At 47.8% G+C, this 25900-nt stretch carries 18 protein-coding genes; 6 read left to right on the top strand and 12 right to left on the bottom strand.

Features of this window, described 5'->3' with window-relative positions; genetic code table 11:
• Positions 1–103: 103 nt before the first annotated feature.
• Genes METBU_RS0104330 through METBU_RS0104320 form a run of 3 tightly spaced genes read right to left on the bottom strand, consistent with a single transcriptional unit; the run spans position 104 to position 3753 of the window.
• Entirely contained in the window at positions 104–2086 is a 1983-nt protein-coding gene (locus tag METBU_RS0104330) for a phage tail sheath C-terminal domain-containing protein (RefSeq protein WP_017839462.1), read from the bottom strand.
• Positions 2087–2111: 25 nt separating this feature from the next.
• Positions 2112–3119 (bottom strand): hypothetical protein, encoded by a 1008-nt coding sequence (locus tag METBU_RS0104325; RefSeq protein ID WP_017839461.1) that lies wholly within the window; start codon positions 3117–3119, stop codon positions 2112–2114.
• Positions 3112–3753, bottom strand: coding sequence for a Pvc16 family protein (locus METBU_RS0104320; RefSeq protein ID WP_017839460.1), 642 nt, complete (start codon positions 3751–3753; stop codon positions 3112–3114). The genes METBU_RS0104325 and METBU_RS0104320 overlap by 8 nt, the downstream gene beginning before the upstream one ends.
• A gap of 629 nt (positions 3754–4382) precedes the next feature.
• Here METBU_RS0104320 and METBU_RS0104315 point away from each other — a divergent pair.
• The gene (locus tag METBU_RS0104315) at positions 4383–4937 is read left to right on the top strand and encodes a hypothetical protein (RefSeq protein WP_017839459.1); all 555 of its coding nucleotides are present in this window, start codon (positions 4383–4385) and stop codon (positions 4935–4937) included.
• 111 nt (positions 4938–5048) lie between these two features.
• Positions 5049–6746 carry an HYR domain-containing protein gene (locus METBU_RS0104310; RefSeq protein WP_017839458.1) on the top strand — a complete coding sequence of 566 codons (1698 nt, stop codon included), beginning with the start codon at positions 5049–5051 and terminating at the stop codon, positions 6744–6746.
• 423 nt (positions 6747–7169) lie between these two features.
• Here the strand turns inward: METBU_RS0104310 and METBU_RS0104305 are convergent, their stop codons facing one another.
• The 8 genes from METBU_RS0104305 to METBU_RS0104270 form a co-directional block, all read right to left on the bottom strand.
• Positions 7170–8666 (bottom strand): SpoVR family protein, encoded by a 1497-nt coding sequence (locus METBU_RS0104305; RefSeq protein WP_017839457.1) that lies wholly within the window; start codon positions 8664–8666, stop codon positions 7170–7172.
• Positions 8663–9925 carry a YeaH/YhbH family protein gene (locus METBU_RS0104300; RefSeq protein WP_017839456.1) on the bottom strand — a complete coding sequence of 421 codons (1263 nt, stop codon included), beginning with the start codon at positions 9923–9925 and terminating at the stop codon, positions 8663–8665. The genes METBU_RS0104305 and METBU_RS0104300 overlap by 4 nt, the downstream gene beginning before the upstream one ends.
• A 17-nt stretch (positions 9926–9942) precedes the next feature.
• Positions 9943–11865: a PrkA family serine protein kinase gene (locus METBU_RS0104295; RefSeq protein ID WP_017839455.1), complete on the bottom strand. Its 1923-nt coding sequence runs from the start codon at positions 11863–11865 to the stop codon at positions 9943–9945.
• A gap of 705 nt (positions 11866–12570) precedes the next feature.
• Positions 12571–13443, bottom strand: coding sequence for a pirin family protein (locus METBU_RS0104290; protein WP_026130022.1), 873 nt, complete (start codon positions 13441–13443; stop codon positions 12571–12573).
• Between the two features lie 170 nt (positions 13444–13613).
• The gene (locus METBU_RS23260; protein ID WP_017839453.1) at positions 13614–14954 is read right to left on the bottom strand and encodes a sigma-54-dependent transcriptional regulator; all 1341 of its coding nucleotides are present in this window, start codon (positions 14952–14954) and stop codon (positions 13614–13616) included.
• A 99-nt stretch (positions 14955–15053) separates the two neighbouring features.
• Positions 15054–16151, bottom strand: coding sequence for a lytic transglycosylase domain-containing protein (locus METBU_RS0104280; RefSeq protein WP_040575468.1), 1098 nt, complete (start codon positions 16149–16151; stop codon positions 15054–15056).
• Between the two features lie 227 nt (positions 16152–16378).
• Complete coding sequence (locus METBU_RS0104275) at positions 16379–16591, bottom strand: DUF2905 domain-containing protein (protein ID WP_017839451.1); 213 nt, start codon at positions 16589–16591, stop codon at positions 16379–16381.
• 36 nt (positions 16592–16627) lie between these two features.
• Complete coding sequence (locus METBU_RS0104270) at positions 16628–17101, bottom strand: Crp/Fnr family transcriptional regulator (RefSeq protein WP_017839450.1); 474 nt, start codon at positions 17099–17101, stop codon at positions 16628–16630.
• Between the two features lie 785 nt (positions 17102–17886).
• Between METBU_RS0104270 and METBU_RS0104265 the strand changes: the two genes are divergently transcribed.
• The 3 genes from METBU_RS0104265 to METBU_RS27050 all read left to right on the top strand — a co-directional run bounded on the left by METBU_RS0104265 (position 17887) and on the right by METBU_RS27050 (position 23095).
• Positions 17887–21336: a hypothetical protein gene (locus METBU_RS0104265; RefSeq protein ID WP_017839449.1), complete on the top strand. Its 3450-nt coding sequence runs from the start codon at positions 17887–17889 to the stop codon at positions 21334–21336.
• A gap of 477 nt (positions 21337–21813) precedes the next feature.
• Positions 21814–22080 (top strand): hypothetical protein, encoded by a 267-nt coding sequence (locus METBU_RS0104260; RefSeq protein ID WP_017839448.1) that lies wholly within the window; start codon positions 21814–21816, stop codon positions 22078–22080.
• A gap of 289 nt (positions 22081–22369) precedes the next feature.
• The gene (locus METBU_RS27050) at positions 22370–23095 is read left to right on the top strand and encodes a YecA/YgfB family protein (RefSeq protein ID WP_175421681.1); all 726 of its coding nucleotides are present in this window, start codon (positions 22370–22372) and stop codon (positions 23093–23095) included.
• A gap of 900 nt (positions 23096–23995) precedes the next feature.
• Here METBU_RS27050 and hypE read toward each other — a convergent pair.
• Complete coding sequence (gene hypE / locus METBU_RS0104250) at positions 23996–25021, bottom strand: hydrogenase expression/formation protein HypE (RefSeq protein ID WP_026130021.1); 1026 nt, start codon at positions 25019–25021, stop codon at positions 23996–23998.
• A gap of 291 nt (positions 25022–25312) precedes the next feature.
• On the opposite strand from hypE, the gene METBU_RS0104245 reads away from it, so the two are divergent.
• Positions 25313–25900: a HupE/UreJ family protein gene (locus tag METBU_RS0104245; RefSeq protein WP_017839445.1), complete on the top strand. Its 588-nt coding sequence runs from the start codon at positions 25313–25315 to the stop codon at positions 25898–25900.

Here is a 25900-nt window from a genome sequence, read left to right as displayed (position 1 = left end):
CCTGAAAAGAGCAGTTGGCATGTGTTGTAGACCGTTCGTGCTGAGCCAAGTCGAAGCATGAAGGGTCTACAACAATTTCACCGGCTTGGTGAAGCCGCAAAAATCAGGATTCGGGCATTTTGTGCGAGAATCTGAGAATGATGAATTCGGCCGGTCTAACCGCCGCCATGCCGATTTCGATAATCATCCGGCCCTCCAATATATCGAGCGGCGTCATCGTTTTACCCAAGCCCACCGCGACATAAAAGGCATGCTCCGGCTTGATGCCTTGCAACGCGCCTTGCCGCCATAACACGGTCAAGAAGTTTTCGATCATCGCCTGTACCTTGACCCAGGTATTCGCATCGTTCGGTTCGAAAACGAATTGTTCGGTCGCCTTTTTGGTGCTTTCCTCGACCATATTGAAAAAACGCCTGACATTGACATAACGCCATTCGTTGTCGTTGCCGGCTAGAGTACGGGCACCCCAAACTAGTGTACCTTTGCCTAGGAATGCGCGAATAATATTGATCGATTTTCCGCCATTTGGATCGACATTGAATTCGCCTTGTTGCTCGTGAGAAATGGTTACAGCCGGCGCGATGACGGCGTTCAAACTAACATTAGCCGGCGCTTTCCAAACCCCGCGATCTCGATCGACAGCAGCATAAACGCCGGCTATTGCACCGGATGGCGGCAATAAATTGAGCGCTTCTGCTGCTTTCGTGACTAAGGTTTTATAAAGCCCGAAACCGGCAATCAAGTTTTCGTTCAGAGCTTTTTCATAACTGTGTTGAGTGGTTTCCAAAAAATTAAAAAACGTAATCGCTTCGTTTACGGCAGCCAAAATAGGACTGATAGCAACATCGGCTCGTTGCTTAACTGTAGTTAAACCGCTGTAGCTACCAGAAACATTTACCAATGGGGTTGCCAATAAAGTGTCCCCATCGGTATACCCCATAAGCTCCGCGGCATCATCAAGATCATTATTCGCCGTCAATAACGGTATTGCGGCATCTCCGGTTAAAGCAGCCAGAAAGAAATGATGATCGGCAACCGTTCGAAATGCCGATTTAATCTGCCCGCTTTCGATATATTTTTCGATTTCGGTTCGTAATTTAAATCTGTCGGAACCCGGTGGCGCTGCTTCATAACGTTTTTGGATTTCAACGATGATTTCCACGATATAGTCCGTAATATCTTGAATAGCCGATTTGATTTGGCTATCGCTTACCGCAGCATTGTAGTCGTCCTGTAATTCCTTAGCGCGATCTTCAAGCGTAATGTCCGCGCCGCCGCTCAATACGTCTTTAATCGATTTGGCTTCATTGACAAAGCTTTCTACCAACAGCAAATCCGCAATGACCGCTTGTGTTGGTTGATCATCAGTTAGATTGGCAAGTTTAATCGTCGTATTAACGCCGTCACGCAGTAGCGTAATATTTCTTCGCATCAAAGAACGGGGTAAATTGGCTTTGATCCACGGTCCATAAGCAGCGCCATATTTGAGAAAATTGATGCCGATATTATTTCGGAAGGTGGCGACCGATGTATTGAACTCAGTATTTGTGACGCTTTTGGTGAGATCGCAAATGACGAATCGATCTTGTAACTTATTCGCTTGCGTTAAGGCCTGTTTCTGAAATTCAAATGGACCATTGTCGTCCGAAACACCGTCGGGGGCTAGAATCAGTGTCGGTTCGTCTTCTTGTTCAAGCCATTTCAGAGCACCTTCTAAATCGGCGGAGGACACGCTATCCGGAAACGCTCCAACCGATACGATAAAACACTTGCCGCCGCCATTCGCGTAAAACAACCTCAAACTGTCGTATAAATAAAGCTTGGCGGAGGCTTCCGATCGCACGAGTTGATTATTGGTGTCCAAATACAGTGTAACGTCCTGAGAAGGAGAGCCACCAAAATACAATTCATATTCGGCTATGGACTCGATTCGTAACGGCTTATTAGTTAAGCTCTCACCATTTCTAACCGCCTTCTCGGTGTAACCGATAAACGCGGGAATCGCGGTTTCGACCGGTGCAATGGACGGAGGGAATTTCGGAATTTCCTCGATATAAACGCCAGGAGTTTTATACGCTGTAGCCATGATAATTACCGATTCATATTAAAGATTACTCATAAATCTCCGAAACGAGTTTAATCACTCTATCGCCGCTTAAAACCGGCTTGACTGAGTTTTCGGAGGGTTTGCGGCGATTTCCGGCATTGCCGAAATAAGTTGAGGGCAACGGCTCGGCGGTTTCGAATTCCAAGGAACCGTTGTTTTGGTTTAAATAATGCCAAAATGTCGAGCGATTTTTCAGTCGCACATGAAACGAAGGCGGGGGTTGCTTTGCCCTGCCCTGACTATCGATCAAACTGAATCGGCTATCGCCCGGTCTTTCGGCATGCAAGCGAATCAGCGCAAATACATCCTTCGGCAGATTCGAATCCAAGGCAATACCGCGAAAAACCGCGCCCTCCATCTCCGGCACTGCCATTACCGGAACATCGCCTTGATGCACATAAACCGGCCAAAGCCCGGCTTGATCGGTAATCGTATGAAGCAGATCGCCCGGCTGATCTGCGATAAGCTGTGTCAGTGCATTGCCCGATAAGCCTATCGCTTCGACGGGATCGTCATTAGCAATCGCCGGAAATTCCTTGGATAAAAAAAGGACTTCATCGTCGCCGGCGCCTCTAGAAGCACCGGTCAAATTCGATAAGACCGGTACGTTTTCCTTGTACAAATAACGTTTGCCTAGTTCGGCATCGAAAAAATCGATGATGCGTTGCCGTCTCAGCGTCAACGCGGTGTAATTAATGAATGCCGGGTTGCGCACGATAACCGCAAACTCGAAAAGCGCATCGCTAGCAATAACAGCCTCTTCCGGAACCGCCGCGATCACGCCTAAAGTGCTATTGATCAAAATAGCCCGATAGGCTTTCAGTTGCTTCTCTGTCTTTGGGGTCGGACGAATCTCAAGAAAGGTGCGGACATCATATGACGATAAGCGCTGTTGTATTTTCAGCGGGTCGGCGATCGAATCGAATACGGTCGCACCATCGTCCAGCCAATAGTGATGCAGCACCTTCACTTCAAAGAGGCGCCGATATTTAACGCGAATTTGCTCACTCATTGGCGACCGCCAATCCGGATTTATGCCGGAAATCGTGAACGACTTCAGTAATGACGCCCCTCTCGCTTTTGACCGCCCGGAATTTCAAATCCAACATACGCAGTACGTAGATCGCGAACGGGTATTGTTTACCGCCCAAGGTTCCCCAGAGGTGATTGACTTCCTCCATCGTCGGAGAATACAGATCGAAAATCAGTTTGAACGACTCGAGTTGATCGAGCGGATTGGCGGGCGCATTATTCGAAATTGACGCGGGGTCGACCGTATCCTGCGTGAAAACGTTTTGCGCCTGAAAAAAGCGTATCGCTCGCGACAGCATCAATAAGGCATTGGTGTAATTACTGTGCGAGGCGACGAGCAGTAATTGAAAATTGAGAAAGGTCGGCGGGTTTTCATAGACGGTGCGAAGCGTAACGTCGTTGCGGGTGAAGTGCGGCACGTTCTTTAAAGTTTTTTCTTCCTTGATGTTGACCACCGATAAATAAAGTACATCACGCGGATTGGCGCCCGCCCCGTTTCCAAAGCCGTCGGCCAAGTTCCCCAAGCGACAGACATTCATGACGTCCGCCCCGTAATGACCAGTCAAATGTCGATTGAGTTCGTTCAGGACTATCGTCAGAGCATGTGCGATCATGCGGCGCTTCCTATTACCGAATTTATTCATTGAACAGCTTTTTCATGAATAAACGGCAAAAACGATGCCATGTTTGACGAATCGATTAAAAACTCAAATTCTTGATAAATATAAGAAAATATTAGATTGAATTCGTCACATTTTGCTCTCTGTAACAACAGCCTGTTACAGAGAGCGAAGGAAGGCTTATCAATCGAATAGAATATGCTTTATTAACAGAGACTTGAAATCTGTAACATTAAGGTGTTACAGACTGTGACAGTTGTATTCGAAATAGGACTTAGTAACTCAGTCTCGAGCATTTCGAACAAGGCCTAAGCAAATCCAAACGTTTGGAGAGGTTTGAACAACCCGCCCCATGAGTTGATTTTCAATAAAAAAATTTGTCCTGTTATCGTACCTTTGGACAATTGACAGAATCTTTATTTAATATCTAAGATCTCGTGAAGGATTTGGCCTGGGCGTTTACTAAGATTTAAATTTATAACAATAACTTCGATTGAAATAAACCGCCTTGAGGATGGTAAAGATTGTTAACAACCTACGATTATTTATAAACACTTACACCCCATTTCAGGCCATTTCAGGGACGAAGTAAACTTTTTGGTCTTTTTTGAGAGGCGTAAACTATGAACCGAATAACCCAGCTTAAAGTTTCCTCCCGATTCGCAGCGCTTAATTTAGGCTTGCTGTTAGCGATTGCTCACTTTCCACAAACGGCCGACGCGGCCGATCCCGACATAATCTTGTTAGAAAAGCCAGGCGATGCTCCCTACAGCCACAAATCGATTACGATTCGTCCCACAGGCGATGCAGCCCAACTGCTCGTAATTCAAGACAGCGAAACGACCGTATGTCCGATTCCCTATGAGAGTTACAGCGCGATTCTGGACTTTCTAGTGAAATATGAAGCCGATCAATTGGAAGACCAACTGGCGGGCCCCAATTTCCCAGTAGCACCAGGCGGATCAAGGTTTACGCTAAGCGTCATTGGTAACTCTGAAAAATATCAATGGATCGCCGACGATGTCGATAACCCCAGGGCTAATAGGGCCTATAAGGATATCGTCAACCACATCATGTCCAGCACCGAAAGATTGCTCAATGACGATAGCATCGAGTGCATCAAAAGGGGCGACGATGACAACGGCAACGATGATCAAGACGAAGAAACAATCCGATAACCGACATTCACACTCGGAGAGAACAGTCATGTTCGCCTGTTGACCGCTAGGCGGTCAAACCGAGTTTTGCAGCATGTCGATCCCTATTCAGAAGGCTGGGAGTAACCAATCATGTTTAAACCAAAATCGAAACTTTGCTACCCGATTCTGCTGATCCTAGGCCTAGCGCCAATGGCAGGTTATGCAGTAAATACCACAATTGTAGGAACCGTCGGTGACCTAAACAATTCCGGCAGCGATGCCGACGAGCGAGCCCTCGTTGAATCCGCCGCAGCCTGCTGGGATGCCCGCATCACGACCAATCGCAATTTTAGACTTGAAGTCAGCGGCAGCTCATTAACAGGTGGCACACTTGGTACCGGTTTTACGTCGGCCGTTAACGCCTCCAATATCCCCACTGAAGGCATCACGACGTTCGATAATGACGGCAGTACCGTCTGGTATGTCGCACCGGCACCAGACGGCGCGGCATCACCAACCGACACTTACGATTTCGATCCGATCGCCGGCTCACAATGGCAATTTGAAAACGGCCCGAACCGCGCGGATTTGTATTCGACTCTGTTACACGAATTCGGTCATGCGCACGGCTGGCTGTGTGGAGAGCCTTGCGGCTTCACGAATCCGAACTATGACGCGATGAAAAATCCTTCGCCGGGAAATTTCGTCAGCAATTCGGCCTGCACTTCGCCTTTTCCGGTGGCTGGTCAAGCGCCAAACCCTGGCTGCGTGCATCTACAATCCGGCGCTTATGACGTATCGCTTCGCGGCGACGGTTTGGGCGGCTCGGGTTCCAGCGTCGTCAACGAGCTGAGTCATCCCGGAGTCGGTGGTGACTTGATGTTGGGATTCAGCGGCGGAAACGGTGTTCGGCGCACGATTTCGCAAGACAATCTGCGTATGTTCACAGAGGCTTATGGCGATACGGTCAATTTACCGCCGACCTTGAACCCCCAAAACATCACCGAGGAATGCAGTGTTACCGGTGGAGCGAATATCATCTTGGATGCGAATGCCCAGGATCCGGAAAACAACCCTTTGACCTACAACTGGCGCTGTCCCGCCGATGTTGCCTTGAACGACGACTCAGCGGCTAACCCCGAAGGCTTCTTTCCGCTTGGAACCAAAAGATGCCGGGTCGATGTGAACGATAATGTCGCGGCTTGTCTGCCCAATGCAGCCGAATTCACGGTAAGAGTTCAAGACACCACCAAACCCAATCTGACCTGTCCGACTGCGGTCACGCTCGAATGTAGCGCTCCGGGCGGCAACAATGCGACCGACTCCGAAATAGCGGCATTTTTGGCCGGCGCCAGCGTCAACGATATTTGTGATGCCAACCCATCGCTTAATAACGATGCACCCGACTTCTTCGATTTAGGCGTCACACCGGTCAAGTTCAGTAGCTCCGATAAATCCGGCAATACTGCCAGTTGTTCGTCGAACGTCACGATCCAAGACACGACTCCGCCGGAAATTGAAAGCCTAACCGCGACACCCGCTAGCCTTTGGCCTCCCAACCACAAGATGGTGAATGTAATGGTCGATGTATCGGTTTCCGACGTCTGCGATCCTAGCGCCTCGTGCAAAATCACCTCGGTGAGCAGCAACGAACCAGTCAACGGCCTCGGCGACGGTAACACCAGTCCGGATTGGAACATTACGGGTGACCTGACAGTTGAGTTAAGAGCCGAACGCTCAGGAAAGGGTTCAGGGCGAGTTTATACAATCACGGTCGAATGCTCTGATGCTTCGAACAACACATCTCAAAAAACCGTTGATGTAAAAGTCGCGCATGATCAAAGATAGGCTATTCGGCTTAATTCTTCACTTCATGCACTTTTAAACAGCAAACAGATCTGTTCTGCCGTTTAACTAACCCTAAAGCAGGACTAAAGCAAATCAAAACGTTTGGGGCAGCAATTCCCAATTTGGGGATCAAAAAGGGTGTGGGGTATGCTTGGCGAGGATGTCGGCAGCAGGGCAGATTTTTGCTCCTGCAAAATCTGCATTCACGCCATCCTTGGCGTTCGAGCTGCCGCCAAGCCCCCATGGATGGGTTTACGGCGCTCATCGACAGGCATACCCCGCACCCTAAAATCGGCGAAACTGCTCAAACTGGGGATTGCTGCGTTTGGGGCTGTTGAACAACTCGCCCCGCGAAGTGTGAGCTTTTCAGAAGTAATGTAAATATCTTTATTTTCGCTAGGCTTGAGTATTCGATTACGACGATTAAAGTTTGCATTCCATTATCGTTTGCAGCGTTCCGTCTTCAGCCACTGTTTCAAGCCGAACATCGAAGCCCCAGAGTCTTGCGACATGCTTTAAGACATGTTCGGCACTTTGAGCTAAGAACCTTCTGTGATATTGGGTATGGCGTAGCGTCAGCGAACGGTCGCCTTTACGGTCAACGTGATAAACCTGAATGTTCGGTTCGTTACTGCCCAAATTGTACTGTTCCGACAAGGCTTGCCGGATATGCCGATAACCGTCTTCGTCATGAATCGAGGTCACGGCGATTTCCCGCTCATTGGAATCATCCAAGATGGAAAATAGTTTGAGGTCGCGAATGACTTTAGGGGATAAAAACTGGCTGATAAAGCTTTCGTCCTTGAAATTGTGCATCGCAAAATGCAAGGTCTTGTTCCAATCGCTGCCGGCTATTTCCGGAAACCAACGTTCGTCCTCGGGCGTCGGTTTTTCACATATTCTGCGGATGTCGCTCATCATCGAGAAACCCAAGGCATAGGGGTTTATACCCGAATAATAAGGGCTATCGAAGGCCGGTTGGTAAACGACATTGGTATGCGATTGGAGAAATTCGATCATGAACCCATCGGTCACCAGGCCTTCCTGATACATTTGATGCAAGATCGTGTAATGCCAGAAAGTCGCCCAGCCTTCGTTCATCACCTGAGTTTGGCGTTGCGGATAAAAATATTGGGCTATCTTGCGCACGATGCGAATGATTTCGCGTTGCCAGGGCTCCAGGAAAGGCGCATTTTTTTCAATGAAATAGAGAATATTTTCTTGAGGTTCCTCGGGAAAGCGGACGGCTTCGTCAGCGGCGCTATAGACCGGTTCTTTGGTCGGTATGGTGCGCCATAACTCGTTGACTTGGGATTGCAGATAGGCTTCGCGATCACGCTGCCGGGCCTGCTCTTCTTGTAGAGACAATCTGGAGGGGCGTTTGTAACGGTCCACGCCAAAGTTTCTCAAGGCGTGGCAAGAGTCGAGAATGGCTTCGACCTGCTCTTCGCCGTAGCGCTCTTCGCACTCGGCTATATAATTTTTGGCAAACAGCAGATAGTCGATAATAGAATCGGCGCTGGTCCAGGTCGTGAATAAGTAATTATTTTTGAAAAACGAATTGTGGCCGTAAGCGGCATGCGCGATAACCAGGGCCTGCATCGTCATGCTATTTTCTTCCATTAAATAGGCGATACAGGGGTTCGAATTGATCACAATTTCATAAGCCAGGCCCATTTGGCCTTTTTGATAGCGTTTTTCGTTCTTGACGAATTCCTTGCCGAATGACCAATGGCTATAGCCGATGGGCATGCCGACCGAGGCATAGGCGTCCATCATTTGTTCGGCCGTGATGATTTCCAGTTGTACCGGATAGGTATCCAATCCGAAATCACTTGCGATACGGGCGATTTCCGTATGGTATTTTTCAATCAGCTCGAAGGTCCACTCCGATGTTTCCGATAGGGTTTTTCTACTCATGCTTTTGACTTCTCGAAAAGTTTACGAAATACCGGATAGATATCGGCCACTGTGGCAATTCGTTGCATCGCAAAATTGCTCCAGGTGTCTTTCAGAGTCGAATATTCGTGCCAAAGGTTTTGATGTCTGTCCTCGGTGATTTCGATATAAGCGTAATACTGCATATAGGGCATGATCTGTTCGGACAGTATCTTTTTGCAGTCTATCGAATCGTTATCCCAGTTGTCGCCGTCGGAGGCCTGCGCGGCATAAATATTCCATTCCGAGATCGGAAAACGTTCCTCGATGATCTTTTTCATCAAGATGAGTGCGCTCGATACGACCGTACCGCCGGTTTCCCGGGAATAGAAAAAGGTTTCTTCATCGACTTCATTGGCTTCGGTATGATGAGAGATAAATACGACCTGGGTTTTTTCATAGGTGCGCGTCAGAAAAAGATACAGCAGCATGAAGAAGCGTTTTGCCATATCTTTTTCTTCGGGCCCCATCGAACCCGAAACATCCATGATGCAAAACATCACCGCTTGGGTCGTCGGTTTAGGCATGTCTATGCGGTTGTCGTAGCGTAAATCGAAGGTATCGATGAACGGAATGCGCTCGATTTTTTCCTTGAGCCGTTTGATTTCTTCACGCAACTCGATAACCACGGCATCGGTTTCGCTGTAACGTTTGAGCAAGTCTTCCAGTTGTGCTTCGGCCTCCTCAATCCTATTACGATAGGGCGCGCGCAAGGCGATGCGCCGTCCCATCGCGCTGCGCAATGAACGAATGACATTGATATTGGTAGGTATACCGTCGCTGGTATGGCCGGCGCGCACTTTTTTGGTTTCCTGGAGCGTCGCCAGACGGGTTTTGACTAGGTTGGGCAACTCGAGATCTTCAAAAAAGAAGTGCAAAAATTCCTCACGAGTTAATTCGAAGACGAATTCATCCATTCCTTCGCCGGAGTCGGAGGCCTGTTTGCCTCGCCCGCCTCCGGCGCTTTCGGGCCGTTTTATTTTATCGCCTTGCCGAAACTCCTTGTTTCCCGGATGAATGATCTCCCGATAACCGTCGTTACCATGGTGAAAAAAAGGCTCCGAGATATCTTTTGCAGGAATGGAAACTTTTTCGCCTTTATCCAAATCCGTCACGCTCCGCTCGTTTACCGCGTCGGTCACGGCCTTTTTAATCTGGCTGCGAAAACGGCGAATAAATTTCTGCCGGTTGACGGCGCTCTTATTCTTTCCGTTCAGACGTCTATCTACAATTTGAGCCACACATTTCTCCTCAAGCGTTAAGACGATTTACGCACCCTCAAATACCATTCGCTAAGTAAGCGCACTTGTTTTTCGGTATAGCCTTTTTCAATCATCCGATCGATAAACTGTTCATGTTTCTTCTGATCTTCGGGCGAAGCCTTGGCGTTGAAAGAAATCACCGGCAATAAGTCTTCTGTCGTTGAAAACATTTTCTTTTCGATCACTGTGCGAAGTTTCTCGTAACTGGTCCAGGCCGGATATTTTCCGCCGTTTTTGGCGCGAGCCCGTAACACAAAGTTGACGATTTCGTTACGGAAATCCTTCGGATTACTAATACCGGCCGGTTTCTCGATTTTTTCAAGTTCATCGTTCAAGGAGCTCCGGTCGAACATCTCTCCGGTATCCGGGTCGCGGTAATTGGTATCCTGTATCCAATAATCGGCATAGGTCACGTAGCGATCGAAGATATTTTGTCCGTATTCCGAATAGGATTGCAGATAGGCGGTTTGAATCTCCTTGCCAATGAAATCGATGTATTTTTGCGTTAGATAACCCTTGAGGTAAGACAAATACCTCTCCTCGACTTCGGCCGGAAATTGTTCGCGTTCGATTTGCTGTTCGAGGACATACAAAAGATGAACCGGATTGGCCGCGACTTCGGTGTTGTCGAAGTTGAATACCTTAGACAGAATCTTAAAAGCGAACCGAGTGGAGAGACCGGTCATGCCTTCATCGACGCCGGCGAAATCGCGGTATTCTTGATAAGACTTGGCATGCGGATCGGTATCTTTCAGATTCTCGCCGTTATACACCCGCATCTTGGAAAAAATATTGGAGTTTTCCGGCTCTTTCAAGCGGGATAACACCGCAAATTGCGCCATCATTTCTAAGGTGCCGGGCGCGCATGGCGCGTCGTGCAATGAGCTGTTTTCCAGCAGTTTGTCGTAGATTTTGATTTCTTCCGAAACGCGCAGGCAATAAGGTACCTTGACGATATAAATCCGGTCGAGAAACGCTTCATTGTTTTTGTTGTTCCTGAAAGCCTGCCACTCCGATTCGTTCGAGTGGGCCAGAATGATGCCCTGGAACGGTATCGCCGGAAAACCTTCCGTGCCTTTGTAATTGCCTTCCTGCGTCGCAGTCAGCAGCGGATGTAGTACCTTGATCGGCGCCTTGAACATTTCCACGAATTCCAGCAAGCCTTGGTTGGCCCGGCACAAGCCGCCCGAATAGCTGTAGGCATCGGGATCGTCTTGAGAATACAGTTCCAGTTTACGGATATCGACTTTACCGACTAGCGATGAAATATCCTGATTGTTTTCATCGCCCGGCTCGGTTTTGGCAACGGCAACCTGTTTAAGAATAGAAGGACGAATCCGAACGACTCTGAACTGACGTATATCGCCGTTGAACTCATGCAGCCGTTTCGTCGCCCAAGGCGACATGATGGTATTGAGGTAACGGCCGGGGATGCCGTAGTCTTTTTCAAGAATATCGCTGTCTTCATCGGCATTGAAAAGCCCCAATGGCGATTCGAATACCGGCGAACCTTTAATCGCATAAAACGGCGCTTTTTCCATCAATACTTTAAGCCGTTCGGCCAGCGAAGATTTACCGCCGCCGACCGGACCCAGCAAATAAAGAATCTGTTTCTTTTCTTCCAGACCCTGGGCCGCATGACGGAAAAATGCGACTATTTGCTCGATGACTTCTTCCATTCCGTAAAATTCGCGGAAAGCAGGATAAATTTTTATGACCTTATTGGAAAATATTCGGCTAAGTCTGGGATCGTTATGCGTATCCAATAATTCCGGCTCCCCTATAGCCGCTAGCATGCGCTCGGCCGGGCTGGCATAAGTCAGCGGATCTTTTTTGCAAAGCTCCAAGTATTCCGGAAGAGTCAATTCTTCGTCCTTTAATTCCTCGTATTTTGCTGTATAACGCTCAAATATACTCATCACAACCCCACAATGATTGATTACTTCATTTATTTGTCATTAGACCATGGATGCGCTCATTGTCTCCAAAGTCACACAAAACATTAGAATATGAACTTATGTTTTTAAGTGTCTTTAGGTTTAAACAGTATTTTTTACTATAAGTTTCGTTTGCTATGCCGTTGTCGCCTCATTATGCCAAACGTTTCTCGTATTACTATAGCAATTCAATTGCCGGCTTCTGCTAAGTGAAATCGGAGGATTTTTTCTTAGACAAGTTCTACGATAGGGAGTTACAGGTGAAGTTAATAAAAACTATGTATGCGGTAATAGTTGAAACACCCACCACTACCGGAAGCACTTAAAAGTTCAATGTGGATTGTAGGGTACGTTGAGCGTACCTGATGTCGGCACAAGGCAACATATGAAGGCGCGTTAAGCTACGGGTGGGACTGCTGTGGTCACTGCCATTAAGTTATAAGCCATCACAGAAATAAGTAATGCTTGCATTTAGGCTCTACTGTGCCTAAAAAGCTTGCCATCCATGGTACTGGATTCCGCCAGTCCATGGCGGAATGACGGGCTTCCCTAAACTTTATGGCAGTGGACTGCTGTGGTACGCACAGCGTACGTAGTAGTAATTTCAACTATTAACGCGAACATAGCCTTAATAAAGCCGAACGGGATAATGCGGATTAGACCACCCCGTTCGTCGAATGGTAGGTCTCAACCGGATGCGGGAATCCTACCGAATTTGCCCGCCCGGTAATCGGCTAAAGCCTGTTGAAGTTCGTTTTCGCTGTTCATTACGAACGGCCCGTAGCCGACGACCGGCTCGTCGATCGGTTCTCCCGCGAGTAAAAGCACCTTTGCGTCATCGCCTGTTTCGAAGCCGAGATAATCGCCAGCACGATCCAATACGACCAGTTGGGCCGCTTCAGCGACAAGGTCGTTATTGATTTTGATTTTGCCATGCAATACGACCAGTATGGTATTCCAGCCATTAGGTACGCTTATTTTGGTTTGCCCCGAATTTAGGCGCATGTCCAGAACGGTCATCGGCGAAAACGTCCGCGCCGGCCCAACCGTATCGGCATGACTTCCGGCAATGACCCGAATCGTCCCGGCTTTGTCCGGCAATTCGACTTCCGGAATCGACCGGCTCAAGATGGCCTGATAGTTGGGCCGAGTCATTTTGTACTCGGCCGGCAGATTGACCCAAAGCTGAACCATTTCGAGCATCCCGCCCGTTTGAGTAAAGCTTTCGGAGTGAAATTCTTCATGCAGGATTCCCGAGCCAGCGGTCATCCATTGAACATCGCCGGGCCCGATTACGCCGCCCTGCCCGGTCGAATCCTTGTGCGCCACCTCGCCTTGATAAACCAGCGTGACGGTTTCGAAACCCCGATGCGGATGTTCGCCGACTCCGCGCGGTTTATCGGCGCCGGCAAAATATTCGGGGCCCGCATAATCGAGAAGCAAAAACGGACTGACTCTATCGGTTTGCCCGGAACCGTAGGTAAACAAGGACCGTACCGGAAAACCGTCACCTACCCAGTGTCTCGATGGTGCGCTTTGAATAGCCAAAATTTTTTTCATCGCTTGCTCCTGATGTAATTGATTGACGTAAACCGCATATTTTTCGCACTTCAAATTTCGGCAGTGTCTAAGAAGGCGTCGGGCTGCTCGGCAACTGCTGGAAAGGTTTGGTGGCTCGATTGACAGATATCGGCGGCAGGACAGATTTTGCTCCTCGGCAATTGCTGGTTTTAGTAGGCTTTTTTAGTACTGATGCGGTGTTTTTCCATCTTTCTGTAAAGTGTCATTCTCGAGCATTGCAACTGTTCGGCGGCTTTACTTTTATTCCAATTTGCAGCATTTAAAGCGGCCAATAGATGCTCACGTTCAAGGTCATCTAGACCTGAAAACGCTTTAGACACTTTGTTGCCGCAAATCGGTTCCGGTAAATCTTCTCTGGAAATTCGTTCATGGGGAGAGTCTATAAAGACGGTTTCTAAGACGTTTTTTAATTCACGTATATTCCCCGGCCAATGATAATCGAATAAAGCCTCTAAGGCTTCTACACTTAAGCCGAGCAGATTTAACCCAAATTGCTGATTGAATTGGTTGAGGTAAAAATTGAGTAATTCCGGAATATCTTCTTTGCGTTCCCGTAAAGGGGGTAAATGAACTCGGGCGACATTGAGACGAAAATAAAGATCGTCCCTAAATTCTTTTGCCAACATCATTTTTTCCAAATGCCGATTAGTGGCCGCGATAATTCGAATATTGAGTGCAACGCTTTGCTTAGCGCCTAACGGATAAACCTCTTTGCTTTCCAGAACGCGGAGTATTTTAGCTTGCGCGTATGGGCTCATATCCCCGATTTCGTCGAAAAAGACCGTCCCCCCATCCGCCATTTTTAATTTTCCCGCATATGCGGTTTGCGCGCCGGTGAAAGCCCCTTTTTCGTAACCGAATAATTCGCTTTCCAATAAACTATCGGGTAAGGCCGCGCAATTAATCGCGATGAAGGGTTTATGCGAGCGTTGACTATAAGTGTGAATAAATTTAGCAACGAGCTCCTTTCCGGTTCCCGTTTCTCCGGTAACCAGCACATGACTGTCGACATGAGCGACTTTTTGCAAATAGGTTTTTACCTTTTGCATCGAATGACTACTTCCGACGAAAGGGTGATGAAGGGCCGAATTTAAAGCCTGGGCGCTAGAAACCGTTGAGGCCCGGGGGCTTAACAATTTAGTGATCGAATCAATCAAGTCTCGATCGGAAAACGGATATTCAAAATAATCCTTAATTCCTATGCGTAATGCCGAAATCGCAAGCCTTTCAGATCCTTGCGTTGTGACCAAGATAACCGGAAATCTTCGGTCTCTTTCATGAAAGGATTTAACAATAGCCAGCGTATCGACACCGTCCTGGCATGGAGATTCGAGGATCAGTAATTGCGGATTCGATGTTTGAAAGTATTTCAACGCTTCCTGACAAGTCTTAGCTTCGACCAATTCGACTGCTTGATGATGTAAGACGGTCTGTATCGATTGCTTTAGCTCATAACTCTGAACGGCAAATAAAATCGTTGGTTTATTCATCGAACTCCCCATACTTATCGCAATAAACAGCGTGAGAAATATATATACTTCGAGCCTATTGATTAGAATAGTAGCTGAATTTACGACTATCGACAGGACTTAAAAGTCGCTTGTCAGGCCTGGAATGCCGATACGTTGAATCCGCACGGCATTACTGCCTTCTTGGTAAGCCGGAAGCGAGCCTTCCTGTCGCCAAAGTCTAAAAGCAAGCGCGTAGGACAATACTCGAATCGGATAATCCCTCGGCAAATGCTGAAGATAAGGCTGAATTGTCGTGAAGTCGGTGACGCCGTATTTTTGCATGATAAAACGTAGACCGCCGTTGGCCGGACCTATGTTGTAGGCCAATAGCCCTAACAACAAATCGCCTTGCATTTCGTCCAAATAATATTTAAAGGTTGCGGCCGCAAGGTGGGCATTATAACGATCGTCGATAATCGAAAGCTTTTGTCCGGAGAAATGTTTTTGCGCTTCGTTTTCGACGATTTTCGGCACCCGGGTAATTTGAAATAATCCACGGCCGCCATCCGAACTATTCCGAGGGAGAAAAGAAGATTCCGCCGCCGCAATGCCCAACAATAGATCGGGATCGATATGGAAACGCCGCGCGGCGTCCTGAACAAGGGGGCTGTATTTTTCTCCTCGAGCCACCATTTGCTGCATTGCGCCGACCCCTTGACGGCGATATGCGGCATAAACCTGATGCGCAAGCGTTACCCTGCGCACTTCTTGCTTTCCGCCGACCAGCATACGAAAATGATCGAAAGCTATCGCAAATTGATCATTCATGATCATTTTTCCGGAGCCGACAGCTAAAATCACTGAAAACACGGGCATTAACATCACGGCTCTACCCTGTAAGCTTCGCCGAAGCTTCCACCAAATCAAGAACAAAAACGAAGCGAATAGAATTAAAACCAATACCCCTACAGCAAACGGCAAAAGACTGGTAAGAAATTGAGTTCCAGTAAAGTGTTCTGCCGAATAGCCTAGCAGCACGATAATCGCTGATACAAGCGTAATGCTTAAACCGGTCAATTCAATAGCCGCCAACATTAATTTATGCTTGAAGCTATCCGGAAATCTGACGTTTTTTTTCTTAGCTGATTTAGCGGAGCGACGAGCTTTTGGCTTAGGCTGTCGGCGCGTATTATTTTTTGGCTTGTTACGCTTTGATTTTATACTTCGCGCGGTCATATTTTCGGGTTTTATGGCAATGCTATTTTGTTCGGTAGCAAGGCGCGAAAACAGGCGCATAGCAAGCTATGTAACTGTTTTCGCAAAGCTTCCGCTCCTGCTCACGCCCCTTACCTACATCCATGTAGGTAACGCAGCTACCGGACAAAAGAGCGCGTTAGCTTACCAGAAAATGTGGCCGCGCGAAGTATATAGTGGAAGTAGTCAACGATTAGGAAACAAACAAATCATTTTAGCGATGAAAATAGATTGATTAGAATGCTCAGAACAAGACTGATAACAATCATCGACGTGATCGGAATGAAAATGGATCGTCTTTCATCAACGATTTTGATATCGCCCGGCAAATTACCGAACCAACTGATCAATCCGGGCGCGTAACTAATGAGCAAGCCTAATACCAATAAAAAACCGCCAATCATTATCAATAATTTGCCCATAATTTACCTCATCATGAACTCAATCGAAAAACCCGTTTACAAATGCCGCTCGATATCATGCGCTCTTAGCCCCCAAGCCAAAAGGTTTTCAATGCGGTGATTGGCACTTTTCATGCGTTCAGTCAAAATAACGAATAATTTTTTATAAAACAAATAACCGAGATCGGGATGCTTCTCAAAATACGCATTTAATTTATCACCGACAATTTCCCAAGCACAACCTTCGGAAATTGCCGTAACGGTCGCAGTCCGCCGGTGAATCTCATGAAGACAGCTTTCTCCGAAAATATCGCCTTCCTTAAGATCGCAAAATCCGGCCTGAAGTTGTTTCTTTTGCTCTAGGCCAACCTGTCCGGTTACCCGCAAGTTGCCCTTTTCAATCACAAATAAGGTATTGCCGATATCGCCCTCTTTCACCAACACATCCTGTGCCTTGAATGCATGACGAAACCATGCCTCACCTTCTTTGAATTCAGGGTCGGCTAAAATTTCTTTAAGCGTTTGATTCACTGATATACCTACTAATAGTGTATTGATTATGTCTATGATTATAAGATTAACGAAAGTAATCCACCAACAAAAACCGGGAAATCGATCTGTTACGCATATTGATAAAACCGGCCGATGAGACAAATGGGCATTTTTCGGTGATACTATTAATTCGTCCCTGGAATACGAATGCTACGGACTCATACGTCATTATGCAATCTTGTTTAGCGTATTAATCTTTGGCAATATTCGTCAAAGCATCAAGATAGCAGGCTTTTCTTCGCTGCTTCCTAAATTACCTGAATGGATAAACAGTCTATCAGGTTTCATTTTCCGCTTGCCACATGCAGATAGTGGTCGGGAGCTAAATCTTCTTGCCTAATTAATTTAGTCAAAATCGACATCGATTCAATTCTTTTTTATTTTTCAATAATCGTATAACCTATTCTTCAAATACTCGAAACGGCCGAAACTTAATTTAGGAAACGATTGACTTCCAGTCTTATCGGATTCGTCGAAAAGCTAAGGAACGAGCATGAAATAACTTAAACAACGGTTGGAAGGGGATTTGGTGGCTCGATTGACAGGTGTCGGCGGCAGGGATAGCCGCCGTCAAGCCTACCCGGACGTATTCACGGCGTCCTGTCAAGCGAGTCACCAAACCGCCACAAAGCCTACTACTTGTATAAGTTATTTTGTGCATATTCCTAAACGGTTTATTAATTTTTATCCAGAAACCGCCTGCACTCGAGATTAAATCGTGCCGCCTCGAACACAGCTAGACTGAAACCTTGCCGGAGCCGACCATGACCTTATCAACCGCACCCATCCAAAATAGTCCGAGTAGCACCGAAGAGCACGAAGGGCTACAGCATATCAATCTGAAACTAGCCGCACTGAATCAACCCACTTGCGAAGCCGAAGGTGATCGGCAATATCTAAAAATCGCCGATAGCCTGTTAAAGAATTATTCGCAGCAACGCCGCCTGTTGGCCAATTACCGTTGCCCAGCGGATCAACGGATACAAGACTTTTTAAACGCTTACCTCATCGAAAATAACGTCGACGTTTCGGTTCAGTTACCCGGCGAAACATTCATTCTCGAGCAAAAAGGTCAAGCCCGGGAATTATCGCTGCCTTATCGCCATAACGAGTTTCACTCCGCTTATGTCGACTCCTATCGTGTTTTACAAGGCGTCTTGCATAATCCTCAAAACGATCGGCGGACAACTAAAGGGGTCTTTCATATAGTTGCAGGCGGACTTCCCGTGCCGGGCGATAAAAGCGAAGTACCCGTCAACGCCTATGCCGCGTTATTACAACACGCGTTGACTCCACCAAGCGATCTACTTCGCTTGCCTTTCACAAGCCTACAAAATAAGCCGGCCACGCTTTGGGTCTCGTTATTATTGAGACCCATCGTTCGTCCTGCAATCGAACCGATAAGCCCGGTCAAAACCATGGAAACCCGTTTTTTCGCACCGGGCGGATTGGTCGCTAACTTGGATTTCGTCGAATCGATCTTCGGCAATGCCGGCGATCCTTTCCTACCTGAGAACGATGCGGCACTCGATATCGAACATTGGACAGGGCATACCGGTTGCATTATTTTAGCCCCGCATTTGGTGCATTGCCGGAAAAAAGATATCGGCCTCCCCCATTACGACGATGCTAGCGAACGCCAACGCAAGGACGGTATGTGCTGGCATCGTGAAGACGAACTTTACAACGACGGCAAACCGTTTAAATTGGTTTGTCGCAATATGCAAGGCGTCGTCGTCACCTTAATCGCCGACAATTATTTCGGTTACAGCAAAAAAGAGATCAAATCTCAAATCAGCTATTCGGCCAATCTCTTCGGCGACTGCGAGGAAGAACATGCAGGCGGCGCGTTGGCGTTTCCCAGAATGAATCTTGGCGACATTTATCTACCGCATGGCACCGATCTCGATCAACGCTATTCGTTCGATAAGCTATGCGAACAATTATCGCCGATGATTCAAAGGAAGGATGAAGGTTACGCCGTCGACAACAATTTTCCGGAGATCATATACATTCCGGCAGCAGCCGAGATCAATGTGCAGCAGCAACGAATCAATTGGCTGCAAAACGGCCGCCCACAATCGCTTAAACTGCTCGCTAAACACACTTACATCTATCCAAACGGTTTCAAGGTCCACATGGAACGCCATCCTCATGCGCCGAGCTGGCGTTTGGTCGGCACCCTACCCGAAGGGACATTTTGTCACAAGCCCAGCACGGTCTCCGGCGGCGGTAAATCGGAAATTTCCAAATCCATAGCCGGCGCCGTCATTTCCGGAACCATTTTCGTCGAAGACTTCGAAAAAGACATGGATATCGTCGAGACTATTTTCAAACACGATTATTCGACCCGTTTCCGCGACCCGGCCCGACACGGCAGCGATAAGCGCAGTTTGCTCAGCAATCAACGTACACTGGGTTCGGTCATCAAGCTATTGACACCTTCGATCACCGACTATTCCGATGCTTATAACGAATGGTTGGAGCAAATTCCCCAGCACATTTGGGCAATTGTGCTGATTATCAAACGCTTTTACCGTGAGGAATGGGGCAATAATTGGCGCGATCATTTTTCAGTAGATGTGGTTAATAGCTACCCCGGAAATGAGCTGAAATACCAAGGGCGCAAACTGATCGCCAGTTACCTACGAGTTGGCTTCGATTCGAACGGTGCTTGGCGCGTTTTCAAACTCCGCCAAGATTTTATCGCTTCGGCTAAAGTTCAAATGGAAGACGACATCAGCGCATCGACCGTTGTGCCTTCTGAAAAACTCACTGGGCTCGACCCCGATTATCAAAATTCTTCCGTAAAATTAGTCGAAAATTGCGAGCAAAGTTTTTTCCAGCGCCCCGACGATGCCGTCCATCGAGGCAGCGATTTACAAACCGAGCGTGATTTATCAGGAGGCAATAACTTTATCTCCAATTTTCAACCACTAACTACACAAGATGCACGCGATCTTATTGAAGATATCATTCACTTCGAAGAATTCAGCGAGCCGATGCGTAAATTGATCGAACGAGCTGCCGAAGGACAGGAGGACGAATTTTTCGTCTCATCGGCACATCCGAGATTGGTCGACGGCAAACCTAGCCAAAATGTGCGCTATCTGCAAATACGGCCCGATATCGCCGATCCGAGAATGCGTTATATTGCCGAAATATCGACTCGTTTGGCTAGAAGCCTCAATGCCGATCAAGCGGTTTACTTTCCGGTCAATGCGGTTCTTCCCGGGCGCCGCAACAACCCGCAGGACTTAGCTGCCGGCATCCGGCCTTTGGCAGTTTACAACCCCATCCATTATCAAGAGTTACCGGAACTGTTCATGGATTTTGTGTGCAGTCTAACCGGCAAATCTCCTTCCACGACGGGAGCCGGATCGGAAGGCGCATTGACCAAAGGGCCGTTCAATGCCTTGAGTACGACCGCCGATCTGAATACCGCGCTAGTCTCGTTTATTTTGTGCGGCTACGACGGCTTTTCGACCGCTGCCGGTTACATCGGAACTCAGCGTAGAATCGATCACGACATCAGTCTGCTGATTCCGGAAATCTGGTCGCGCTTGCCTGTTGCCGAGCGCGATGCGCGCTATCTGATAGCAAACGGCCATCTCGAAAAGCTGGAAGATTTCGAATACGAAGGCAGAACCGTGTATGCAAGCCGGCTCGGTTACCGGATAACCGAGCGTTTCGTGCATACCAACTTCGGTAAGGTCTTCGATTATCCGACAGCGGTATTCGACGAAGCGATGTTGAAACCTGAAACCCAAGATCTTGCCGCTTTTGTCGACGGCATCGATAACGTCTATGAAACGCAGCAACGGGTGGCTCTGATTTATTTCCAGGACGGCACGATAAACGATGCCTGTCCGCCTCTCAAAGCCCTTTTACATATCATGGCTTATGGACACTATGAAGGTAAAACCATCGACGACCCGGCGATTCGGGATTTATTTACACGAGACTCACTACTGGCAAGCGATTGGTATCGTGAGCGACTCTCCATCAAACACCAGCGCGATTTGGCCTTATGGCGGCGTCATCGCGACATAATTACAGAACGCTTAAACGAAACAGAAAACAGCGATCCATCCGAATATTCGAAACTGGAAGTGAAGCTTGAGAAAACTGAAACTATGCTTGCCGAATTAAGCCAAGCGGGTTATACGGAAAGTTTAATCGGCACGCTAGGCGCAGACTGGGTTCATCACTGAGGTTCAAGTCTTGGAGCTTAATTATACCTTTCGCACTTCAAATTTCGGCAGCGCCTGAGGAGGCACAGGGGTGCTCGGTCGATTTTTGCTCCTGCAAAATCGACATTCACGCCATCCATGGCGCTTGTAAAGGCTTTGCCAGCATGGAGCCTACAGGGACGTATTCACGGCGTCCTGTCGGGCGAGTGACCGCACCCTCAGCCACCGAGAACTTTCATTTGCCGGGGCGATGGCGGGGGCTTCATGAACGTTAGGCAAACGATTTTTTTGTATAAATGGTGTAAATATACCTATCTCACTTCAAATTTCGGCATTAGCGTATGGAGGCGTTGGGGTGTTCGGCAAAGGCTTTGGCAGCATGGATGCTGTCATAGAGCCTACATGGACGTATTCACGGCGTCTTTTGACGGGCACCCCGACGCCGAAATTTGACTAGCAAAGGGTATATATTCATCATTATTAAAAGGAGAAAAGTTTATGATTGGCACTGTTGTCGCGCTTGCAATTGCTTATTGGTATTATCGAGACGCCGAAGCTAAGGGACGCAATCCGTTAAAGACGGCAGCCTTGGGCTTTTTGTTTTACTTGATACCTGCGGTTTTGTGGACTTGGCTGGTAACGCCGAGCCTTCGAGATGCCGCTACCCACAACCCCACTGGTTTATACGTTTTCGTCTATAGCTACACCTACATATTGGTCGGAATTGCTTGTGCCGCTTGGGTAAAATGGAAACATTTCAATTAGAAAATATTGATATACCTTTCGCACTTCAAATTTCGGCAGTGCTAGAGTAGGCGCCTGGGTGTCCGACAAAGGCTTTGCCAGCATGGGGCTGGCATAGAGCCTACATGGACGTATTCACGGCGTCCTTTGGCGGACACCCAGGCGCCGAATTTTGATCTACGAAGGGTATATTTCCTTGAATGACTAAGCGATAACATCTTGAGCAGAAGCCAGTCCTTTACTCTCCGATAATCAAGAATCGGCCGGCTAAGTGCATAAGATGTCCGGCCCAAAATCCGCATCATACAAAATGATCAAACACAAGCTACTCGCTAAATTAATCGATGAATTAAACGGCATCGTTCCGGAAACCGATCATTTCAATATCTACGAACTGCGCGGATTTTTTTATGCAATTGCCATCACGCCGCCATCGATCCTACCCGAACAATGGGAAAACTGCCTTTTTTATCATCGTTCGCCCGATTTCGAGCTGAAGCACATCGAAAACCTGATGTCGGCTGCATTCGATGTATACGACGCTTACGTCCATTTGCGAGTCTCCGGGCAACTTAAGTTTCCATTCGATATTGAAAAACTCAGAGGAAAACAATTCGATTGGGTTCAACAGTGGTGTATCGGTTTTTGGACCGGATTAGCGCTCTGCAGGGAGTTTTGGTTAGGCGATGATGGTGATACCGCTAATGTCGACGCTTATTGGGACGATGTCGCACGAAACGCTAGCCTGTTTGAAGTTTTGATGACCCACGATTTTTCCAAGTTTCCGAATATCGAACAGATCAAAGCTAATTTCATAGAAGAAGGCATAGAACCGACCGATGACTGTTTATTAGCCCGGCTTTTCGTAATGATCCCCTCCTCGGTTGAAAATTTGCAACATGTCATCGACGATATTGAAGCCGAATTAGAGGAGCAAAAAACCTTGGGGCAAGCAACGTCTAAGCCGAAAATCGGCCGCAACGCCCCTTGTCCGTGCGGCAGCGGCAAAAAATTCAAGAATTGTTGTTTGTCTTGAAATGACCTTTCCTCCAGCAATTCCAATTTGGAGATCAAAAAGGGCATGTAGGGAAGAGAATTGAGTGCTTAATTAACTGTCCCAGTATCACAGATGAACTCAATGCGGTAATACAGCGTTTTCAAATCAGCAATTTCCAATTTGGAGATCAAAAAGGGTGTGGGGTATGCTTGGCGAGGATGTCGGCAGCTGGGAGCTGCCGACATCCTCGCTAGCCACACCCCATACCTTCATAAAGTTAGGCATTTTTTGAGTATAAAGAGAGTAATGATGACATAGGCTATTTATGGTAAGTAACTCAATTTAAATTGAAAACGCTGTATCTTCAAGTCCTTCATGATCTTCATGGTAAAAATAAACCTGATTAGCAAGATGCTTCAACTTGCCGAAGCCAACTGTCCGAGCAGTGACCAGTCGTAGCCACTTCTGCGGGACGGGTTATTTAACCCGTCCCCAACGTTTCGGTTTGCCCTAAACATTTCGGCTAACTTCGGCCAAAGTCAAAACGTTTAGAACGGGGTTGAAAACCCCGTCCTGCTAGGGATATGCTGGTTTTTGGGCTTTAGCTGAAGAAACTTGCTAATCAGGAAAATAAATGACATTTTTTGGAATCCGCACCCACTTAAAATCAATAACTGCATGCAAGAAGCATACCGAAAAGGGGCTGGCATAGCCAAAGATCTCTTAAGTTCACGCTGATCGCATCGAACGATGGCGAATTGACGTTGTCTTCGGATTGCCAAGTGCAATTCGATAAACCAAGCGCGCCAAGATTTCTCGCGAAAGATGAAATGATGAAATGGGGTCCGTTCAATTTCAGCAGCGAAAAATGACTTGGCGATTATTGCCTTCGATGGCCACGATTCACCCTGCGTCCTTGGCACTCACTAGTTCAAAGAACTAACATATCCGCGGCAGCGGGTCGTCTTCAAGCTCCTCTAATATCCGTTCTCCGCCTAACGCCGTCTCCAAAATCACTTGGGTTCTCCCGTCTTGAACTTCGCCGATAATCGCCGCTTCGCTACAGCCTGCGCCGCGCATTCGTTTAAGCGCTTCTTCGGCATCGCCCGCACCGACTACGGCCATTACCCTCCCTTCGCAGGCTAAATAATAAGGATCGTAACCTAAGATTTCGGCGACGGTTTTGACTTGTTCGTTAATCGGTATCGCCGTTTCGACCAGTTTGACCGTGCCGGCGACAGCCGAGGCCATTTCGTGCGCGACAGTCGCTATTCCGCCTCGGGTCGGGTCACGCATAAATCGTAACCCGGGCAAATCCAGCAATGCACGAGTCACCGGGAAAACACTCGCCGCGTCGGATTTTAACGTTCCGCTCAAGCCGAATTGCTCGCGGGCCAATAACACGGCACAACCATGATCGCCGGCAGTTCCGCTAAGCAAAATGCAATCGCCGGTCTGAATTTTATCAATACCCAGATTAATCGATCGATTACGCTGTCCGACCCCGGTTACGGCAAAATAAACGCCGCCGCCCTGCCCCCGGCGTAATACTTTGGTATCGCCGGCTACGATATCAACACCGCATTCTCGGCATGCTTCCGCCATACTGCGAATGAGTCGATCAAGCACGGCTATCTCCAAGCCTTCTTCGATAAATGCGTTGAGACTCAGGTAACGCGGCGTTGCACCTGCCACCGCTAAATCGTTCACGGTTCCATGGATCGCCAGGCTACCGATATTACCACCGGGAAATTCTAATGGATCGACCGTAAAACCGTCCGTCGTGATCATCAACTCAAAATCCGATTCGTCGAAAGGCATGGCAGCTGCATCGGCACGGGTATCGAGCCAGGCATTATCGAGGTATTTGGCGAATAAATGCTCGATCAATTCGCGCATGAAACGTCCGCCATTACCATGTGCAAGCGTAATGTAGGTATCGGAAAATGAATGTTCTGTTATCATGATGACTATAGTAAAACTCTTAGGCGGGTTTATTTTTTCAGGATGCGTAAGTCGTAAAGCCATTTAACAATCACGACTCTATTAACTGCTTTTGCCGCCAAGATACTAGCATGTTATAAAATCAATTGTCCTGGAGTGTTAAGGATTTGGTCAAAAATAACCTTCCTGTGCATACCCCTCTCCCAGCGGGAGAGGGAGCACAATGCGGAAGTTATTTTTAACGGAATACTAAGCCGGTTTTTTCACTACTACCACGATGTTTTATTTTCAAATTTGCCGAAAAGGTGTGACATGAATAGAAAGTTTATCAATGCAATTATGGGAATCACCGCGTTCTCTGCTTACGGTACGACGGCTCAAGCCCATACCTTCGGCGCGGAAGGCGCGGGTTTTGTCGAAGGATTTATCCACCCGTTCATAGGCGTCGATCATTTGCTGGCGATGCTGGCAATCGGTGTTTGGGCCGTACAATTAGGTCATAAAGCACTCTGGCGCTTGCCGGCCGCATTTGTCGGTACGATGAGCCTGTCAGCATTATTGGCCTCGTATGGCCCGAATCTACCTTTGCTTGAGTTTGCCATAGCCGCAACGGTATTGCTTTTAGGCGTTTTTTTAATGTTTTCGGTGCGTTTACCCGTCGTCACCGGCATGCTGATCGCAGGTTTATTCGCAAGCGTTCATGGCTACGCGCACGGACTGGAAATGCCGCAAGCCGGATCGCCTTTATTCTACGGCGCCGGTTTCATTGTCGCGACTTCACTAGTTCATGCGATCGGCATTACGATGGCAGTGCTAATTAAACGCCGGCTTTGGTTGGCTAGAGTCGGAGGTCTAGCAATTGCGGCCGCGGGACTTTACCTAACCACTGCCACGATTTAA

Source organism: Methylotuvimicrobium buryatense 5G (assembly GCF_000341735.1).
In the GTDB taxonomy this organism is placed as follows: domain Bacteria; phylum Pseudomonadota; class Gammaproteobacteria; order Methylococcales; family Methylomonadaceae; genus Methylotuvimicrobium; species Methylotuvimicrobium buryatense.
This window is presented reverse-complemented; position numbering and strand designations above follow the sequence as displayed.

Bases quoted from the DNA above. Each gene is read 5' to 3' on its own strand.
- METBU_RS0104330 (WP_017839462.1), bottom strand. From the start codon at position 2,086: ATGGCTACAGCGTATAAAACTCCTGGCGTTTATATCGAGGAAATTCCG.
- METBU_RS0104325 (WP_017839461.1), bottom strand. From the start codon at position 3,119: ATGAGTGAGCAAATTCGCGTTAAATATCGGCGCCTCTTTGAAGTGAAG.
- METBU_RS0104320 (WP_017839460.1), bottom strand. From the start codon at position 3,753: ATGATCGCACATGCTCTGACGATAGTCCTGAACGAACTCAATCGACAT.
- METBU_RS0104315 (WP_017839459.1), top strand. From the start codon at position 4,383: ATGAACCGAATAACCCAGCTTAAAGTTTCCTCCCGATTCGCAGCGCTT.
- METBU_RS0104310 (WP_017839458.1), top strand. From the start codon at position 5,049: ATGTTTAAACCAAAATCGAAACTTTGCTACCCGATTCTGCTGATCCTA.
- METBU_RS0104305 (WP_017839457.1), bottom strand. From the start codon at position 8,666: ATGAGTAGAAAAACCCTATCGGAAACATCGGAGTGGACCTTCGAGCTG.
- METBU_RS0104295 (WP_017839455.1), bottom strand. From the start codon at position 11,865: ATGAGTATATTTGAGCGTTATACAGCAAAATACGAGGAATTAAAGGAC.
- METBU_RS0104290 (WP_026130022.1), bottom strand. From the start codon at position 13,443: ATGAAAAAAATTTTGGCTATTCAAAGCGCACCATCGAGACACTGGGTA.
- METBU_RS23260 (WP_017839453.1), bottom strand. From the start codon at position 14,954: ATGAATAAACCAACGATTTTATTTGCCGTTCAGAGTTATGAGCTAAAG.
- METBU_RS0104280 (WP_040575468.1), bottom strand. From the start codon at position 16,151: ATGACCGCGCGAAGTATAAAATCAAAGCGTAACAAGCCAAAAAATAAT.
- METBU_RS0104275 (WP_017839451.1), bottom strand. From the start codon at position 16,591: ATGGGCAAATTATTGATAATGATTGGCGGTTTTTTATTGGTATTAGGC.
- METBU_RS0104265 (WP_017839449.1), top strand. From the start codon at position 17,887: ATGACCTTATCAACCGCACCCATCCAAAATAGTCCGAGTAGCACCGAA.
- METBU_RS0104260 (WP_017839448.1), top strand. From the start codon at position 21,814: ATGATTGGCACTGTTGTCGCGCTTGCAATTGCTTATTGGTATTATCGA.
- METBU_RS27050 (WP_175421681.1), top strand. From the start codon at position 22,370: ATGATCAAACACAAGCTACTCGCTAAATTAATCGATGAATTAAACGGC.
- hypE (WP_026130021.1), bottom strand. From the start codon at position 25,021: ATGATAACAGAACATTCATTTTCCGATACCTACATTACGCTTGCACAT.
- METBU_RS0104245 (WP_017839445.1), top strand. From the start codon at position 25,313: ATGAATAGAAAGTTTATCAATGCAATTATGGGAATCACCGCGTTCTCT.